16 protein-coding genes are annotated in these 17,313 nt (G+C 73.5%); 6 read left to right on the forward strand and 10 right to left on the reverse strand.

The genetic code is table 11. The features are described from left to right. The first annotated feature begins 101 nt into the window (after positions 1-101). The 3 genes from CPH93_RS05490 (at position 102) to CPH93_RS05500 (ending at position 2,738) form a co-directional block, all read left to right on the forward strand. The gene (locus tag CPH93_RS05490; protein WP_093486506.1) at positions 102-917 is read left to right on the forward strand and encodes a class I SAM-dependent methyltransferase; all 816 of its coding nucleotides are present in this window, start codon (positions 102-104) and stop codon (positions 915-917) included. 234 nt (positions 918-1,151) lie between these two features. Beyond that, complete coding sequence (locus tag CPH93_RS05495) at positions 1,152-2,342, forward strand: CapA family protein (RefSeq protein WP_096212140.1); 1,191 nt, start codon at positions 1,152-1,154, stop codon at positions 2,340-2,342. A gap of 36 nt (positions 2,343-2,378) precedes the next feature. Beyond that, positions 2,379-2,738 (forward strand): VOC family protein, encoded by a 360-nt coding sequence (locus tag CPH93_RS05500; protein ID WP_040897981.1) that lies wholly within the window; start codon positions 2,379-2,381, stop codon positions 2,736-2,738. A 42-nt stretch (positions 2,739-2,780) separates the two neighbouring features. Here CPH93_RS05500 and CPH93_RS05505 read toward each other — a convergent pair whose 3' ends face one another. From CPH93_RS05505 to CPH93_RS05515, 3 genes are all read right to left on the reverse strand, one after another. After that, positions 2,781-3,704, reverse strand: coding sequence for an NADP-dependent oxidoreductase (locus tag CPH93_RS05505; RefSeq protein WP_096212141.1), 924 nt, complete (start codon positions 3,702-3,704; stop codon positions 2,781-2,783). Positions 3,705-3,864: 160 nt separating this feature from the next. Next, positions 3,865-5,886 carry a DUF5107 domain-containing protein gene (locus CPH93_RS05510; protein WP_096212142.1) on the reverse strand — a complete coding sequence of 674 codons (2,022 nt, stop codon included), beginning with the start codon at positions 5,884-5,886 and terminating at the stop codon, positions 3,865-3,867. A gap of 108 nt (positions 5,887-5,994) precedes the next feature. Continuing rightward, the gene (locus tag CPH93_RS05515; protein ID WP_093486498.1) at positions 5,995-6,900 is read right to left on the reverse strand and encodes an arginase family protein; all 906 of its coding nucleotides are present in this window, start codon (positions 6,898-6,900) and stop codon (positions 5,995-5,997) included. 109 nt (positions 6,901-7,009) lie between these two features. On the opposite strand from CPH93_RS05515, the gene CPH93_RS05520 reads away from it, so the two are divergent. Further along, entirely contained in the window at positions 7,010-7,345 is a 336-nt protein-coding gene (locus CPH93_RS05520) for a DUF6204 family protein (RefSeq protein ID WP_093486496.1), read from the forward strand. Here the strand turns inward: CPH93_RS05520 and CPH93_RS05525 are convergent. Both CPH93_RS05525 and CPH93_RS05530 read right to left on the reverse strand, forming a co-directional pair. Next, on the reverse strand, positions 7,326-7,733 hold the full coding sequence (locus CPH93_RS05525; protein ID WP_096212143.1) for a glyoxalase superfamily protein: 408 nt from the start codon (positions 7,731-7,733) through the stop codon (positions 7,326-7,328). The genes CPH93_RS05520 and CPH93_RS05525 overlap by 20 nt on opposite strands. Before the next feature lie 13 nt (positions 7,734-7,746). Next, complete coding sequence (locus tag CPH93_RS05530) at positions 7,747-8,298, reverse strand: GNAT family N-acetyltransferase (RefSeq protein WP_093489372.1); 552 nt, start codon at positions 8,296-8,298, stop codon at positions 7,747-7,749. Positions 8,299-8,582: 284 nt separating this feature from the next. Between CPH93_RS05530 and CPH93_RS05535 the strand changes: the two genes are divergently transcribed. Then, complete coding sequence (locus CPH93_RS05535; protein WP_096212144.1) at positions 8,583-9,770, forward strand: cytochrome P450; 1,188 nt, start codon at positions 8,583-8,585, stop codon at positions 9,768-9,770. Positions 9,771-9,804: 34 nt separating this feature from the next. Continuing rightward, positions 9,805-9,996 (forward strand): ferredoxin, encoded by a 192-nt coding sequence (locus tag CPH93_RS05540; protein ID WP_006602133.1) that lies wholly within the window; start codon positions 9,805-9,807, stop codon positions 9,994-9,996. Positions 9,997-10,114: 118 nt separating this feature from the next. Here CPH93_RS05540 and CPH93_RS05545 read toward each other — a convergent pair whose 3' ends face one another. The 5 genes from CPH93_RS05545 to CPH93_RS05565 all read right to left on the reverse strand — a co-directional run bounded on the left by CPH93_RS05545 (position 10,115) and on the right by CPH93_RS05565 (position 17,307). Continuing rightward, positions 10,115-11,929, reverse strand: a complete 1,815-nt coding sequence (locus CPH93_RS05545) for a CocE/NonD family hydrolase (protein WP_096215319.1) — start codon at positions 11,927-11,929, stop codon at positions 10,115-10,117. Positions 11,930-12,132: 203 nt separating this feature from the next. After that, complete coding sequence (locus CPH93_RS05550) at positions 12,133-13,065, reverse strand: S66 peptidase family protein (protein ID WP_096212145.1); 933 nt, start codon at positions 13,063-13,065, stop codon at positions 12,133-12,135. Next, entirely contained in the window at positions 13,062-15,080 is a 2,019-nt protein-coding gene (locus CPH93_RS05555; RefSeq protein WP_096212146.1) for a prolyl oligopeptidase family serine peptidase, read from the reverse strand. Before CPH93_RS05555 ends, CPH93_RS05550 begins: the two co-directional genes overlap by 4 nt. Positions 15,081-15,119: 39 nt before the next feature. Then, positions 15,120-16,481, reverse strand: coding sequence for a M20/M25/M40 family metallo-hydrolase (locus CPH93_RS05560; RefSeq protein WP_096212147.1), 1,362 nt, complete (start codon positions 16,479-16,481; stop codon positions 15,120-15,122). After that, on the reverse strand, positions 16,474-17,307 hold the full coding sequence (locus CPH93_RS05565; protein ID WP_096212148.1) for a M55 family metallopeptidase: 834 nt from the start codon (positions 17,305-17,307) through the stop codon (positions 16,474-16,476). Before CPH93_RS05565 ends, CPH93_RS05560 begins: the two co-directional genes overlap by 8 nt. Positions 17,308-17,313 lie beyond the last annotated feature (6 nt).

Here is a 17,313-nt window from a genome sequence, read left to right on the forward strand (position 1 = left end):
CTCTCATGATGCGAGATAGAGGCGTACGGTGAGCTCACCATGCCGAACGGGCGGCCGCGCCGTGGTGCGGCCGCCCTCCCCACTCGCCTAAGGAGTCGACCGTGCCGCAGGAATCCGCCGTCTACACCCACGGCCACCACGAGTCCGTACTGCGCTCCCACACCTGGCGCACCGCCGCCAACTCCGCCGGGTATCTGCTGGATGCGCTGCGGCCGCACATGCAGATCCTCGACATCGGCTGCGGCCCCGGCACCATCACCGCCGACCTGGCCGCCCTGGTGCCCGACGGCCGGGTCACCGGCCTGGAGCGGGCTCCGGAGGTGCTGGAGCAGGCCCGCGCCACGGCCGCCGGACGGGGCCTGACCAACATCAGCTTCACGGTCGGCGATGTCCACGCACTGGACTACCCCGACGACACCTTCTGCGTCGTGCACGCCCATCAAGTCCTGCAGCACGTCGGCGATCCCGTCCAGGCGCTGCGCGAGATGCGCCGGGTCACCAAGCCCGGCGGCATCGTCGCCGTCCGCGATGCGGACCACTCGGCCATGGCCTGGTACCCGGAGTCCGACGGGATGACCGACTGGATGCGGCTGTACCAGCGGGTGGCCCGCGCCAACGGGGGCGAGCCGGATGCCGGACGCCGGCTGCACGCCTGGGCGCGGCAGGCCGGTTTCGCCCCGGACGCGCTCACCGCCACCGCCGGCACCTGGTGCTACCACACCCCGCAGGAGCGGTCCTGGTGGAGCGAGCTGTGGGCGGACCGCACGGTCAGCTCCTCGTACGCCCGGACCGCGGTGGACGGCGGACACGCCACGCCGGCGGACCTGGACCGGATCGCACAGGCCTGGCGGGCGTGGGGCGCCGACGAGGACGGCTGGCTCGCGATCCTGCACGGCGAGCTCCTGTGCCGCGTCTGAACCACGGCACCGGCGGCCGCCGCACGGGCCCGGGCCGGGCACGGGCACGGCCCTCTGCCCGCCGGGCCGGGCTCGGCTCATCCCCTGCTCGGCCCGGCCCGGCTCAACCCGCCCCGCCCGGCGCACCGCCACACCGTCACTGACGCGGATGGCCCCGCGATACCCGTGCGATTGCCCCTGACGGCCCAGCCGCACCCCTCCCCCGGCAGATAAATCCCCTTCCTACCGGTATGGATGGAGGGCGTGACCCGAATACAGCGCCTGGCCGCCCTCGCCGCGCTCGCCCTGCTCGCGGCGGGCTGCGGCACCCAGCGGTCCGCCGGCCCCGCCCGCTCCCCGGCGCCCACCGCTCCGGGCGCCGCCCGGGCCTCCGCCGCCGCCACCACCTTCACCCTGCTGGCCACCGGCGACGTACTGCCGCACAACGAGATCATCCGGCAGTCCGGCGGCAACGCCGGCGGCCACGGCCATGACTTCCGCACCATGTTCGCCGGGGTCAAGCCGGTGGTCTCCGGCGCGGATCTGGCGATCTGCCACATGGAGACCATCTACGGCAGGGACGGCGGGCCGTTCACCGGCTACCCCAGCTTCAAGTCCCCGCCCGAGGTCGCCGCCGCCCTCAAGGACGCGGGCTACGACTCCTGTTCCACGGCCTCCAACCACACCCTCGACGACGGCGCCGACGGCGTGCGCCGCACCCTGGGCGCCATGGACGCGGTGGGCCTGCGCCACACCGGCTCGGCCCGCTCCGCCGCCGAGGCCGCCCGGCCCGCCCTGCTGAAGGCCGGCCCCGCGAAGGTCGCCCAGCTCTCGTACACCTATGGCACCAACGGCATTCCGCTGCCCGGCAAGGCGCCCTGGACGGTCAATCTGATCGACCGGAAGAAGATCATCGATGATGCCCGGGCGGCCCGGCGGGCGGGTGCGGACGTGGTGGTCGTCAGCATCCACTGGGGCACCGAGTGGCAGCCCGAGCCGGATGAACAACAGCGCACCCTGGCCCGCGCGCTGACCGCCTCGCGCACCGCCGGACGGCCCGACATCGACCTGATCCTGGGGACCCACGCCCATGTCCCGCAGGCGTACGAGAAGGTCAACGGCACCTGGGTCGTCTACGGGATGGGCGACCAGCTGGCGGGCCGGATGTTCAACCACAGCAACCAGCAGGACGGCCGCGGCAACCAGAGCTCGATGGCCCGCTTCACCTTCGCCGGCCCGTTCGGCCCCGACCGCCGCTGGACGGTCCGCAAGGCGGAGTTCCTCCCCCAACTCACCGACATCAACGACGGGTTCAGGGTCGTGAACCTCAACGCGGCACTCGCCCGGCAGCCCGGACGCAGCGACTACGTCCGGGCCCGGGACGCCATACGGACCATCGTGCTGTCACGGGGCGCGGGCCGGAGCGGTCTGATCATGGCCAACTGATCGCGTAGCGGCGGGCGTCCCAACTAGGGTTGCCGTATGGACATTCTGGGGACCTCATTGCGGGTGTGCGTCAGCGATCTCAATGCCTCGATCGGCGTCTACGAACGGCTGACCGGTGCCGAGGCGATCCGCTTCCAGCGGGGCGGGGTGGCGGTCGCTGCCGTCGGGTGCTTCTTCCTGATGAGCGGCCCCGAGGCGGAGTTGTCGGTGCTGCGGAAGATCACCGCGACCCTCGCCGTCAAGGATGTGGACGAGGCGGTCGCCGACCTCAAGGCGGTCGGCGCGGACATCATCGCCGGTCCGCTGCCGACGCCGATCGGACGCAATCTGGTGGCCCGGCACCCGGACGGTTCGATCTTCGAGTACGTCGACCGGAAGCCGGATGCCGAGGCCTGAGCGGCCCCGGCACCCCGCGCGCCGGCGGTGACGGGCCCGCCGTCAGGACACCTCAAGGACGATCTTGCCGCGGGTCCGGCCGGCCATGCTCTGCCGCAGCGCCTCGGCGGCCTCGGACAGCGGGAAGACGGCCGCGACCGGCACGGTCAGCTTCCCGGCGTCCGCGAGCGCGCCGAGCGCGGTCAGATCGGCGGTGTCCGGGCGGACCCACACCATGTGGCCGCCCTTGCCCGTGACCTCGCCGTCGGCGATCGAGGCCACCCGGCTGCGGTCCTTGAGCAGCTCCTGCGAGACGTCCACGACGCCACCGCCGACGAAGTCCACGGCCGCGTCGACGCCCTCGGGTGCCAGCGCCCGCACCCGGTCGGCGAGACCCTCGCCGTAGGTGACCGGCTCGGCGCCCAGGGACCGCAGGAAGTCGTGGTTGCGCTCACTGGCCGTGCCGATGACCCGGGCCCCCCGGGCCACCGCGATCTGGACGGCGAGCGAGCCGACACCGCCCGCGGCGGCGTGCACCAGGACCGTCTCGCCCTGCTTCACATCCACCCGCGCCAGCGACTGATAGGCCGTCAGTCCCGCCAGCGGCAGCCCGGCGGCCTGCTGCCAGCTGAGCGAGGCGGGCTTGCGCGCCAGGGTCCGCACCGGCGCGGCGACCAGCTCCGCGTAGGTGCCGTGCTGGACCGCGTCCTTGCGGACATAGCCGATGACCTCGTCACCGACCGCGTACTCGGTGGCGTCCGCGCCGACCGCCTCCACCACGCCCGCCACGTCCCATCCGGGGACGATCGGGAAATGCGCGTCCAGCATCGGGTCGAGATAGCCCGCGAGGATCTTCCAGTCCACCGGATTGACCCCGGCCGCCTTGACCCGGACCAGGAACGAGTCGGGGCCGACCTTGGGGTCGGGCAGGTCGGAGTATGCGAGGACGTCGGGGCCGCCATAGGTCTGCGTGCTGATTGCCTTCATGATCCGCCATAACGCGTGCCGGTCCGGGATCATTCCACGGGCGGGCAGGGTCACCGCAACGGCGTACGGGCGGCCACGGACCACGTCGGCCGGGCCCGCCGCCCGGTTCCCGCCCGTCCGCCCTGAAGTGAGCTGCCGCCCGCGGGGCTGTCCGGCGCCCTTACACCGGCCGCATCCGGTAGTCGTACCGCTCCGGGAGCGGATGGGCGGCGCGGGCCGTGGCGCGGACGTCCTCGGTGACCGGTCCGCCGGCCGCGACCAGCTGCTCGGCGATGGCGTACCAGGTGTCGCCGAGCACCTCGTCGCCCTCCCGCAGTGCGGCGATCTCGAACCCGGCGTCGAAGATCTCCCGGGCCGCGGCCGGCTGCCCCTGGGCCAGCAGCACCTGGGCGGTCAGCAACGCGAAGCGGCCGTCGGCCGGACCGTTCTGCCGCAGGCCCGCCAGCAGCTGGGCGGCCTCGGCCGTACGGCCGGCCGCGAGCAGCGCGGGCACCGCCTCCCGGGCGAGCGCGGGCAGCACCTCCTGCCAGGCGCGGCCGTCCACGTTCGAGGCCGCCCGTGCCGCCGCCGCGCAGGCCTGCGCGAAGCGGTCGGCGGCGCGGGCCGGCTCGCCCGCCACGGACTCGGCGACGGCCAGGCAGTACAGCGGCAGACAGCCGGCCCCGTGCGCGAGCGCCCGCTCCCAGCTGCGGACGGCCTGGGCGCGGTCGCCGGCATGCCACTGGGCCAGACCCAGGTGGTAGTCGGTGGCCGGGCCCGGCGCCGCGGACTCCAGCAGCTCGCGCCAGGCCGGCGCGACCAGCGCCGGTCCGGGCACGGGGCCGGCGGCCGGCAGGTCGCCGGTGGTGAGCAGGGTCAGCCAGGGCTCCTGTTCGGCGCCCAGCGTGGCCGCCTCGAACGGCGTCCCCGGCAGATCGAGGCCCGCCCGGGCCACCTCCAGCGCGCCCCAGCCGGAGCCGGTGGCCAGCGACTCCTTCGGTTCGTGGTCGGCGTACGGCCGCCAGGCGGCGTAGGCGGCGTCGACGTCCGCCCGCGGCAGGACGGCTTCCAGCCGGGCCGCCACCTCGCCGCGGGCCGCGGCCCAGTCCGCGCCGTGCACCGCCGCGGCGTCGGTCTCCATCGGCCCGTACGCCTCCAGCCAGGCGAACTCGCCGCCGGCGTCCAGCGGTACGTGCTCCAGCTGGGTGCGGGCCAACCCCGCCTGGATCTCGGCATAGCCGCCGGTGCCCGGTGCGGTGAGCCACTGCGTCCAGCGGCGCCCGGCCCGGCCCGCGCCCCACAGGAAGAGCTTGCGGCCGCGCAGTGTGCCGGTGGAGGTCTGCACCAGGCCGCGGCCGTCCGCGCCGAGCGAGGTGATCCAGCCGCGGGCGCCCTCGGGTACGTCGTAGAAGTAGTCGGCGGGGTACTCGCTGCGCAGCGGGTAACTGCGGTCGGCGCCCTCGGAGTCGGGCACCGGGACGCGGCGCAGGGTGTGGGCGTAGCCGAAGTGCCAGGCCTCGTCCGCGGGGGCCAGGACGCGGGTGCCCTCGTCCTCGGGCACGGCGGTGTTGGACCACCAGTAGACCGGCACGGTGTGCGGGTGCGGATTGCGGATCCGTACGCCGACGTGCAGGAAGTCGGAACCGTCGGGCAGCCACAGGTCCACCTGGAAGGGCAGGTCGCGCAGCCGCTCCCACTCCCACAGCCGCAGCATCTCCCCGCCGTCGGGCGCCGGGAGGCGGGCGGCGTGCAGCGGGGCGCAGGTCAGGGTGGTGTGCCCGGTGGCGCCGATGTTCCATTCGATGCCGCCGGAGAACCAGGCGCCGTTGAGGGCGAAGGCCGCGGGCTGCAATACCGGGTTGCGGTAGAGCAGTTCACGGCCGGTGGGCTTGTGGTGGAGGGAGTACACCCGGCCGCCGAGGCCCGGCAGGACGGTGGCGCGCAGCCGGTCGTTCTCCAGCACCAGCGCCTCGACGTCGGTGCTGCGGCGGGCGCGGCCGTAGCCGTCCCGCATCCGGGTCGGCAGGATCGAGCGCAGCGGTGCGTGGCCGAGCTGCCGCGCCATGTCGGCGGGCAGGCGGGTGTCCGGCCCGAGTTCGATGTGGTGCGGGTCGTGGCCGGCGCACAGCGCGGGGAGGGGGTTGTCCGGGCCGAGGGGCGCGGCGGGAAGGGTCAGGGTGGTGCGTCGCACACTCGTGGCCACGGCTGCCTCGCAATGCTGGACCGGGCCACCTCGGCTGCGGCGGCCTCCTGATGACCATGGAACCGCGTCCCCGCCGCCCTGCACAGGGCATCTTGCGGCCGCGGGAGGTCAGGGTTGCGCAAAGACGTCCTCAAGGAGATCGGCGAGCAGCACCGCGCCGGACCCCTCGGGGTCGCGGTCCGGGTCGTAGATCGTGACGTTGACGCCGGCGCAGCGCGGCGAGGCGGCCAACGGGCCGAGCAGCGCGCGGAGTTCGTCCGGGAACAGGCCGCCGGGGTCGGGGCTGTCGACGGCCGGCAGCACGGACGGGTCGAGGACGTCCGCATCGAGGTGGATCCAGAAGCCGTCGAGCGGGGAGCGGTGGAAGCGGGTGAGGACCTCACGCGCCACCCGCTCCGGGCCGCGCCGCCGGATCCCGCCGACCGGGGTGTGGGCGATGCCGAGGCCGGTCAGCTCCGGCTGGTCCTCGTCCGCGTCGCGGATGCCCAGCACGCTCAGGTCCTCGTCGCGGACGTAGGGCGCCAGCCCGTCGATGTCGGTGAGGTCCGGCTGCCCCCGCCCGGTGATCTGTGCCAGGCCCTCTCCGGCGGCGGCACCGACCGGACCGGAGACCTCCGTGTTGCCCGGGTGCCGGAAGTCGCCGTGTCCGTCGAGGTAGACCACGCCGTACCGCCCCTGCCGACGCAGCGCGAGCACCGCCCCGAGCAGAATGCTGCAGTCCCCGCCCAGCACCACCGGGAAGTCGCCGTCGCGGACGTGCCCCTCGATGCGGGCCGCGAGGGTGCGGGTGTAGGCGGCGATGGGCGCGGCGTGGAAGTCGCCGTCGCCCTCCTGCCACTCCCCCAGGTCGTAGCGCGGCGGCACCACCACACCGCCCTCCAGCGCACCGAGCCGCCGCAGCAGCCCCTGGTCGCGCAGCGCGCCCGCGAGCTTGTAGCAGCCGGGGACGACGCCGGGCGCGGGCGGCCGCAGTCCCAGGTTGGAGGGCGCATCGATCAGTACGGTTCGGCGCATGCCGTGATCGTCACACAGCCCCGCGGAAAAAGGGGAGGCCCCGTCGGATTCACCGACATAGCCTGGCACTTCGGCCCACCGGCGGACAGCGGAACGGAAGACGGCACCCATGGCGACCCAGCACACCTACCGAGTGATCGTCCGCGGCAAGTGGGACGGTCTCACGGCCCCGGCCCGCGAGAAGCTGCTGGCCGAGGTGGCCGACCACGGGCTGTCGCAGATGCGGTTCACGCCCGAGGGTTCGCTGGCGTACGACGCCGCGCTGCACTCCTTCAGCTACCGCTGTGTCATCGTCTCGGACGCGGCGGACGGCGAGGAGCTGGCGGCCGCGCTGGCCGAGGAGCAGGCGGAGAACACCCTGCGGGCCGCCGGACTCGGCTGCCGCGAACTGCGCTCCACGGCCACCGACATGGACACGATGAAGATCAACCGCAAGTCGCGGTAGGACCGGCGGCTGGCCGGCCGCCGGCGCCCGGCTCGGTCAGGCGCAGCCGGTTACCGAAGGGGTCGGTCAGCGTGAGCGTGGTCCCCGTCTCGTCCTGCTCCAGACCGGGCCGCAGATACGGATAGCCCTTGCCGGCCAGCTCGGCATGGAGCGCCCGCACTCCGCTCAGCTCGGTGTAGACCGTGGAGCCGGGCGTCGCATCGCCGTGGTGCTCGGACAGATGCAGGACGAGGTCACCGCGGGAGACCTGGGTGTAGAGCGGCATGCCGGCCTCGAAGCGGTGCTCCCAGTCGACCGTGCAGCCGAGGTAGTCGAGGTAGAACTCATGCGCCTTGGCCACGTCGAAGATCCTGAAGACCGGGACGGTGCGGTGGAAGTGGATGTCCATGCCCGGCAGGACATCACACCGGTGTCCCCGGCACCATCTCGGACGTGATCGCCCAGCGCTCGTGGTCCCGCCAGGCGCCGTCGAGGAAGAGGAAGTCCGGCGAGAAGCCTTCCAGGCGGAAGCCGGCCCGTTCGACCAGGGCGGTCGACAGGTGGTTGGCGGGCTGAATGTTGGCCTCCAGGCGGTGCAGGCCCATCGGTCCGAAGGCGTGGTGCAGTACGAGCCGCAGGCCCTCGCTCATCAGGCCGCGCCCGGAGGCGTGCGCGAAGGCGCCGTAACCGATCGCCCCGGAGCGGAACGCGCCGTGCACGATGTTGTTGATCGTGAGGTAGCCGGCGATCCGGCCGCTGGTGAGCTCACAGATCAAGAACCCTTCGCGCAGCGGCTCCTGGAGCCGGAGCAGATAGGCGTCGTAGGCGGCGTCCGTGGCCGGTGGCGCGAGCCAGGGGTGGTGCAGCTCCGCGCTCTCGCGCGCCCGCGCGGTGAACTCGTCCCGGTCGGCGGCGGAGAAGTGCCGGATGCCCACCCGCCGGCCGCGCGCGAGATAGCGGTCGTTGGTCGTCATCGGCAGATCGTACGGAGGGGTGGCGGCGGCGGGCCAGCCCATTGCGCGGGTGTCCGCGTAGCGCACCGGCGGGACCTCAGCTGGCGTGATCGACACCCTCGTACGGCCGCCACGGGCGAGCGGCGAGACCGAACATGACCGATCCTGAACGAGGTTGGCCGATCTACGCGTAGACATGCCCGGTATCCGAGGCATGAGGTGAGATCGGCGCGGCCCACACGGCGCGCTTCCGCATTGGCAGCTCACATGCGAGCGGGCCGAACCGCTCGTACGGGGAGGAATTCGTGACCGAAGCCATCGCGTACTTCCGGGACCGCACCTGTCCCTACCACCCGCCGGCCACCTATCAGCCGCTGCGCGACGCCGGCCCGCTGACCCATGTCACCTTCTACGACGGCCGCAGGGTGTGGGCGGTGACCGGCCATGCCCAGGCCCGGGCGCTGCTGAGCGATCAGCGGCTGTCCTCCGACCGGCAGAACCCGGCCTTCCCGGCCCCGTTCGCGCGCTTCGCGGCGATCCGCCAGGTCAGGGCACCGCTGGTCGGAGTCGACGACCCGGAGCACAACACCCAGCGCCGGATGCTGATCCCCAGCTTCAGCGTCAAGCGGATCGCCGCGCTGCGGCCGGAGATCCAGCAGATCGTCGACGGGCTGCTCGACCGGATGCTGGCGCAGGGGCCGCCCGCCGAGCTGGTCTCCGCCTTCGCGCTGCCGGTCCCCTCGATGGTGATCTGCTCGCTGCTCGGCGTCCCGTACTCCGACCACGAGTTCTTCGAGGGGCAGTCCCGCCGGATCCTGCAAGGCCGTACGGCCGAGGAGGCGGAGGACGCCCGGATGAAGCTGGAGGAGTACTTCGGCGAACTGATCACCCACAAGGAGAAGAACCCGGGCGACGGCCTGCTGGACGACCTGATCCAGGATCAGCTGCGGGCCGGCGCCCTGGACCGCGAAGACCTGGTCCGGCTCGCCATGATCCTGCTGGTGGCCGGCCATGAGACCACCGCCAACATGATCTCGCTCGGCACCTTCACCCTGCTGGAGCACCCCGAACAGCTGGCACAGCTGAAGGCCCGGGAGGACCTGATGCCGGCCGCCGTCGAGGAGCTGCTGCGGTTCCTGTCCATCGCGGACGGTGTGCTGCGGGTGGCGACGGCGGACATCGAGATCGGCGGTCAGGTCATCCGTGCCGACGACGGCGTGCTGTTCCCCACCTCGCTGATCAACCGGGACGGCAGTGCCTATCCGGCCCCGGACGAGCTGGACCTCGGCCGGTCCGCCCGCCACCACGTGGCGTTCGGGTTCGGCATTCACCAGTGCCTGGGGCAGAACCTCGCCCGGGCGGAAATGGAGATCGCGCTGCGCTCGCTGTTCACCAGGATCCCGGATCTGCGACTCGCCGTGCCGGCTGCCGAGATCCCCTTCAAGGCGGGGGACACTCTGCAAGGAATGATCGAACTGCCGCTGGCCTGGTAACGCCGTGCCGGCAGCCGAACGAAGGGGTTCCGGAATGCGGATCACGATCAACAACAGCTGTATCGGTGCCGGCCAGTGCGCGCTGACCGCGCCCGGGGTGTTCACCCAGGACGACGACGGTTACAGCGAGCTGCTGCCCGGCCGTGAGGACGGCGCGGGCGACCCGCTGGTGCGGGAGGCCGCCCGCGCCTGCCCCGTGCAGGCCATCACGGTCACGGACGACTGAGCCGACGCCCTCGCGGACGACCCGGCTGACGCGCGCGGTCCCCGGCCGGCACCCGGCCCCCGCGACGCGCCCGAGATTCTCCGCCCTCCCTCTTGTCCCTACGGCATCGACCCATCCGCTACGACAACACCCCTCGGGTGACGGGCAGTTCGAGGACCCCGGTGTCCTCCGGCGCAGCGCTGACCGTCACCGAATTCACCTCGCGATTACCCGTATAGGCATCGTCGCTCGCGGCGATGACCAGGCGCAGTCGGTGCCCCGGCCCGAAGCGGTGCACGATGCCCGGCAGTTCCATGGTGAACGTCCGGCGCACATCGGCCACCCGGGCCGGGGCCACCAACCGGTGCAGCAGCGTCGTCCCGCCGTCCGGCGCGACGTCGTAGAGCTTGGCGAACAGCACCAGCCGGTCGGCCGCGTCCGGGGAGCTCTGTCGGCGCGCCGCCGCCGGTGCCACGACCCGCAGCGTCAGCGCGGGCGCACCCACCACCTCCAGCGGCCCGCCCGTCACCGGCTTCGACGTCCAGTCCAGAAAGGTGCCGCGGGCGTCGTACGGCGGCACGTCCGGCACACCGAGCAACCCGGCCAGCGAGCTCTCCGAATGGCTGGTGGGCATCCGCAGGTTGCGGTACTCCCGGTCGCCGCGCACCACCTCGCCGCGGCGGCCGACGAGCCGGCCGTCCCCGGAGAGATACAGCCGCCGGCCGGCACCGGCCGGAAAGGCGGGCGCGGTGCCGTAGGCGGGCCCGTCGCCCGCCCAGTCCCGGTAGTACGCGAACGCCGGGCCGGTGGCGACCGCACGGTGGTGCAGATACCGGTCGAACCACGCCAGGATCCGCCGCCCGACATAGCTGGTGTCCAGGTTCCCCCGGGCGAGGTCGAGTTCCCCGTCCGCCGGCTTGCGCATCCCGCCGCTGTGACCCCAGGCCTGCCAGATCATCCCCGCCGGGGTGCCCCGGTCGCGCAGGGTCCGATAGGTGGCCGCGGCCTCGTTGAGGTTGAACAGGGTGTCCGCCTGGCCCTGGACCAGCAGCGTCGGTGCCCTGACCGACGCCAGGTACGAGACCGGGGAGACGCTGCGTGCATAGCTGAGCACGGCCCGGGCCCGCTCGGCCGGGTATCTGCCGGAGTCCAGCAGCCGCTTGGTCTCGCAGGCCCGCGCGACGAAGTGCAGACAGCCGGCGCCGCCGGTCCGCGACGGGTCGAGGTCGGGATGGAGCAGCCCCTGCGCCTCGCCGATCAGAAAGAACCCGTTCGTCCACTGCCACTTGTACGCACCAGGCAGCCCTCCGTCGCGCCCCTGCGGAGGGTCCGCGGTGTTGGGCGCGAGGGAGTAGGACAGGTCGTGCCAGGTGATGAGCGGGACCAGCGCATCGACGCGGTGGTCGACGGCGGCGGTGGCGAGCTGCACCGCCCCGCCGTAGGACGCGCCGATCATGCCGACCCGCGGATCGCCGGGGCCGTCCTGGGAGACGTAGTCGAGCCGGGTCCCGTTGTCGGCCGTACGGGTGCCGGCCAGCAGATCCACCAGCCCGCTCGCCGCCCGGCCGTCGATCCCCGGGTCGTCGAGGGAGATCGGGCAGCCGGACTTCCCGAAGCCGAGGCCGGAGTACGCCAGCGCCACATAGCCGCGGGCGGCGAGGGCCTTGGCCGGGCCGTCGGTCGAGCCGTCGGCCTTGCTGCCGCCGAAGCCGTTGGTGGTCAGCACGGCGGGCGCCGGGTGGGCGGCGTCGACTCCGGACGGGCGGTAGATGTCCGTGTCCAGGGTGCAGTTACGGTCGCCGGCCCGGACGGTGACCTTGAGCGCGGTGACGGTGTACGGGCCGGCGGCGGCCACGGGGGCGGGCGGGGTCAGCGTGAACGGCGCGACGAGCGCGGTGCCGGCCAGCAGGGCGAGGGGCAGGCGGCGCACGGGGCGGGACACCGCTCGGGACACGCTGGGCACCAGGACCTCCCCACACCGCCGCCGACCGGTCGGCGGCGGCGCGCTCATGCTGGGACACCGCTGAGAGCGATGCAAGGCACCGGGCACGCGTTGCCGTTAGGACGTCAGTTCAGCGCCACCCGGGGCGGATGAAGGCGGTCGCTCACGTCATCGGACCTGGTCGGGGCGGTGCTGACGAGGCATCGGCCGGGGGGTCACACCGTCGCCGTGGTCTCCAGGACGAGCGTGCCGGCCGTCGCGTCCAGCTCGGCGGGGACGCCCAGCGGCACGGTCAGCGCCGTGTCCCCGTGCCCGAAGCCGCACTCCTCGGCCACCGGCACCCCGAGCCCGCCCAGCCGGTCCAGCAGCACCTCCCGGACCCGGTCGTAGGGGCCGCAGCGGGCCCAGGAGCCGAGGGCGATCCCGGCCACGCCGTCCAGCCAGCCGGCCCGCAGGAGTTGGGTGAGTGCCCGGTCGATGCGGTACGGCGGCTCCCCCACGTCCTCCAGCAGCAACAGGCCGCCCGCCGCGTCGGGCCTGGCCCGCGGCGCGCCCAGCTCGGTGGCGAGCATGGTCAGACAGCCGCCGAGGGTGACCCCGCGGGCCCGCCCGGGCACCAGCGGCCGGGCGGACGGCGCGGCCAGGATGCGGACGGTCTCCGGCGCGAAGAGCGTGCGCCACAGGTGCGCGCGGGTGGCGTCGTCCTTCAGGAAGACCTCGCCGGCGACGGCCGGACCGTGCAGCGTGGCCACCCCGGCGCGCACCGCGAACGCCTCGTGCAGCACCGTCACATCGCTGAAGCCGATCAGCGGCTTGGGGGCCGCGGCCCGGACGGCGGCCCAGTCCAGCAGGTCGACCATCCGCTGGGCGCCGTAGCCGCCGCGCGCCGCGAACACCGCCTTGACGGACGGATCGCACCAGGCCGCCTGAAGGTCGTGGGCCCGCTCCTCGTCGGTGCCGGCGAGGTAGCCCAGGGTGGCGTGGGTGCCGCGGACATGGGGTGCGGGCACCGGGTCGAGATCCCAGCCGCGGAGCACGTCCAGCCCGCGGTCCAGCCGCTCCGGCACGAGGGGGCCGCTGGGCGCCACCACCGCCACCCGGTCGCCGGGCCGCAGCCGCGGCGGCCGGACCGCCGGAGCCGCCGTCATCCGCGCAGCTCCAGCGCCGGGACATCGCTGCGGGTCAGGCCGAAGGTCTGGGCGTAGAGGGCGAGTTCGGCCTCCACGGCACGCACCATGGTCTCGGCGCGGCGGAAGCCGTGTCCCTCCCCGGCGAACGGCAGATAGGCGTGCGGCACCCCGCGCCCGGCGACCGCGGCGAGGAACCGCTCGCACTGTGCGGGCGGGCAGATCACATCGTCCAGGCCCTGGAGCAGCAGGAACGGCACGGCGATCCGGTCCGCGCGGTGCAGCGGCGAGCGCTCGCGGTAGCGGTCGGGCACCTCGGCGAACGGCCCGATCAGCGACTCCAGATACTGCGACTCGAAGTCATGGGTCCCGCCGGTCGCCCAGCCGGTCAGGTCCAGGACCGGATAGCTGATGGTGCCGCAGGCGTAGAGGTCGGTGGTGGTCAGCGAGGCGGCGGCGGTCCAGCCGCCGGCGCTGCCGCCGCGGATGGCCAGCCGGGCGCGGTCGGCGCTGCCCTCGTCGGCCAGTGCGCGGGCGACGGCCGCACAGTCCTCGACATCGACCACGCCCCAGCGGCCGCGCAGCCGCTCGCGGTACTCCCGGCCGTAGCCGGTCGAGCCGCCGTAGTTGACCTCGGCGACGCCGATGCCCCGGGAGGTGAAGTAGGCGATCTCCAGGTCGAGCACGAGCGGGGCACGGCCGGTGGGGCCGCCGTGTGCCCACACCACGTAGGGCGGCAGTTCGCCGTCCGGGGCGACGTGGTCGGGGTTGTGCGGCGGATGGATGTGCGCGTGGATGTCCCGGCCGTCGGGTCCGGTGAACGTACGGCTCCGCGGCCGGGGGTGGTAGGCGGGGTCCAGCACATCGACGTGCCGGCAGGCCAGCACCCGGGCGTGGCCGGTGCAGGTGTCCAGCTCGACGAGCTCGTACGAGCTGTGCGGGCCGGCGGCAATCCCCAGCACGCGGCTGCCGTGCACCGCGAGGGTGGGCGTCCATTCCGTCCACGGGCCGGCCGCGTCGACGAGTTCGCCGGTCACCGGATCGAGGATGCCCAGGGCGGTGGAGCCGCGGCCGTGGATCACCGCGAGGGTGCCGTCGTCCAGGGGCAGGAACCAGCGCTGCCCGACGTTCCACAGCGGGCCGCCGAACTCCTCCTGCCGGGCGGGGCACAGCGCCCGGCTCGCCACCACGCCGTCGTCCGCCGCGTCGGGGTCGATGCGCTGGAGTTCCCACCAGCCGCTGAGGTCCGAGACGAAGAGCAGCGAGCCGTCGGCCGCCCACTCGACCTGCGCGACGGACTCACCGTCCCCGGACGCGGCGGACCCGAGGTCACCGACGACCGGCCGGACGTCCTCGAAGGTGCCCTCGGCGCTGATCCGGGCCACCATGGCCAGGGTGCCGTCCCAGGGCATCCGGGGGTGGTCCCAGGCGATCCAGGCGGCCCGCCGGCCGTCGGGGGAGATCCGCGGACCGGTCACGAAACGGTGCCGGTCATCGCTCAACTCCCTTACGCGGGTGCGGTCTTCGGCCGCCGAGCCGTCGAGCGGTACGGCGGCGAGCACCCGGCGCACCTCGGTCGGCCCCTCGCCGGTGAACTCCTCCAGGACGCACCACACCTCGCCGAGGTCGCAGCGGAGCACCGGATCGACCCAGCGCAGTCCGCCGCCGACCGCGGAGTGCGGGGTGAGCGGGCGCGGTGCGGGGTCGCCGTCCGGTGTGCAGGCGTACAGCCGCTGATCGTCGAAGTTGCTGAAGACGATCAGCGGTCCCTCTTCGGTGTCCGTACCGGCCCAGGGCTGGCCGCCGTACTCCAGCACCCGGCTGCGGACGTTCCAGGGCGCCGGCAGCACCGATTCCTCGGCCCCGTCCGGCCGCCGGCGGACCAGCGTCCGCCGGCCGCCCTCGGCGGGCCGCGGCTCCGTCCACCACACCTCGTCGCCGACCATGCCGACGAAGGCCGGCCGGCCGTCGTGCACGGCGACCGTCCGGGCGTCCACCGGGGACGTCCAGGTGCCGTACGGAGCCGTCGTCACCATGCTGTTGTCCTCTCCACGGTCGGGCAGGGCACCGGCCGGTCAGACCGTGCGCAGGAAGTGATCGAGCACCCGGACGCCGAAGTGCAGCCCCTCGACCGGCACCCGCTCGTCCACGCCGTGGAAGAGCGCCTGGTAGTCGAACCCCTCGGGCAGTTTCAGCGGCGAGAAACCATAGCCGGTGATGCCCAGCCGGGAGAACTGCTTGGCGTCCGTGCCCCCGGACATGCAGTACGGCACGACATGGCCGTCGGGGTCGAAGCGCTCGATCGCGGCCCGCATCGCGGCAAACGCCGGGGAGTCGACAGGGGCCTGCAGCGCGACCTCGCGGTGGTGGTACTCCCAGTCCACGTCCGGCCCGGTCAGCTCGTCCATGGTGGCCTCGAACTCCGCCTCGCCGCCGGGGACCACCCGTCCGTCGACGTAACCCACGGCGGAGCCCGGGATCACATTGACCTTGTAACCGGCCGCCAGCATCGTCGGGTTGGCGCTGTTGCGGACCGTCGGCTCGACCAGCCCGGCGGCCGGGCCGAGCGCGCTCAGCAGGGTGTCGACGTCCAGGCCGGCCGCCTCGGTCTCGGTGTCGATGCCGTACAGCGCGGCGAGTTCGCGCAGCGCGGCCCGTACGGTCGGGGTGAGCCGGACGGGCCACTCGTGCGCACCGATCCGGGTCACGGCCGCGGCCAGCCGGCTGACGGCGTTCTCGCGGTTGACCTTCGAGCCGTGTCCCGCCCGGCCGTGGGCGGTCAGCTTCAGCCAGGCCGTGCCGCGCTCCCCCGCCGCGACCGGATACAGCTGTATGCCGCCGCCCGCGTGGAAGGTGAAGGCCCCGGATTCGCTGATGCCTTCGGTGCAGCCCTCGAAGAGCCCGGGATGCCGGTCGGCGAGGAAGCCCGAGCCGTCCTCGGCGCTGGCCTCCTCGTCGGCGGTGAAGGCCAGCACGATGTCCCGCCGCGGCCGCACGCCGCTGCGGGCCCAGCGGCGGACGACGGCGAGCGCCATCGCGTTCATGTTCTTCATGTCGATGGCGCCGCGGCCCCAGACCACACCGTCGCGGACCTCCCCGGAGAAGGGGTGCACCTGCCAGTCGGCGGGCTCGGCGGGCACCACGTCGAGATGGCCGTGCACCAGCAGGGCGTCGGCCGCGGGGTCGGTGCCCTCGATCCGGGCGACCACGTTCGTCCGGCCCGGGCTGCGCTCCAGCAAGGTCGGCGTCAGCCCGGCACCGGCCAGCCGCTCGGCGGCGTACTCGGCGGCCGGCCGCTCCCGGCAGGTGCCGTCACCGGCGTTGCTGGTGTCGATCCGGATCAGCTCGGAGGTGAACTCGACGACCTCGTCGAGCGCCCGCATGTCCACACCGGCGTGGCCGGCGGCCGGCTCCCCGGCTCTTTCCCGCTCAGCCATACTGCTCCTCCACTGCGGACGACACGACGGTGGTGACCGCCTTGAAGCACCGGATGGCCTCGTACATGTCCTGACCGGTATACGCGACCCGGCGCTCGCCGCTGCGCTCCACGCCGGGCACACAGGTCGCCGCGCCCACCAGATGCTCGGCGTCGAATTCCAGCTCGAAGCGGAACGGCCCGCCGCGCACCGGTTCATGACGTACCGCCAGCGCGGCGCCCTTTTCGGCCGCGGCCCGGATGTCGGCCGCGGTACGGGCCGGCGGCCGGCAGACCGCCGCATAGCGCGACACATAGTCCTTGACCGCCACCGCGGGCGCCTGCGGGGCGTACCCCAGCGCGTCCTGGCAGGTGCGGTCGTCGCCGGTGACCAGCACCACCGGTACGCCGTACTCGGCGACCACGAGGGAGTTCAGATGACCCTCGCTGGCCCGGGTGCCGTCGACCCAGACGCCGGTGAGGGTGTTGGCGAGGTAGGTGTGCGCGAGGACGCCCTCGGTGCCGGCCCCGGTGTGGTAGCCGACGAAGGCGATCCCGTCGACATCGCCGTGCTGCACCCCCTCGACCATGCTCAGCGACTTGTGCCGGCCGGTGAGCATCTCGGCGCGCTCGTCGAGCTGTTCCAGCAGCAGGTTGCGCATCGTCCAGTGCGCCTCGTTGACGAGGACCTCGTCGGCCCCGCCGGCGAAGAAGCCGGCGATCGCCGCGTTGACGTCGGAGGTGAACATGGCGCGGCAGCGCTCCCACTGGGGCGTACCGGGCAGCACATCGGCGGGCCAGGTCACACCGGTGGCGCCCTCCATGTCCGCGGAGATGAGGATCTTCACAGTCAC

This window comes from Streptomyces sp. 2323.1, from assembly GCF_900221035.1.
Classification (GTDB): domain Bacteria; phylum Actinomycetota; class Actinomycetes; order Streptomycetales; family Streptomycetaceae; genus Streptomyces; species Streptomyces sioyaensis.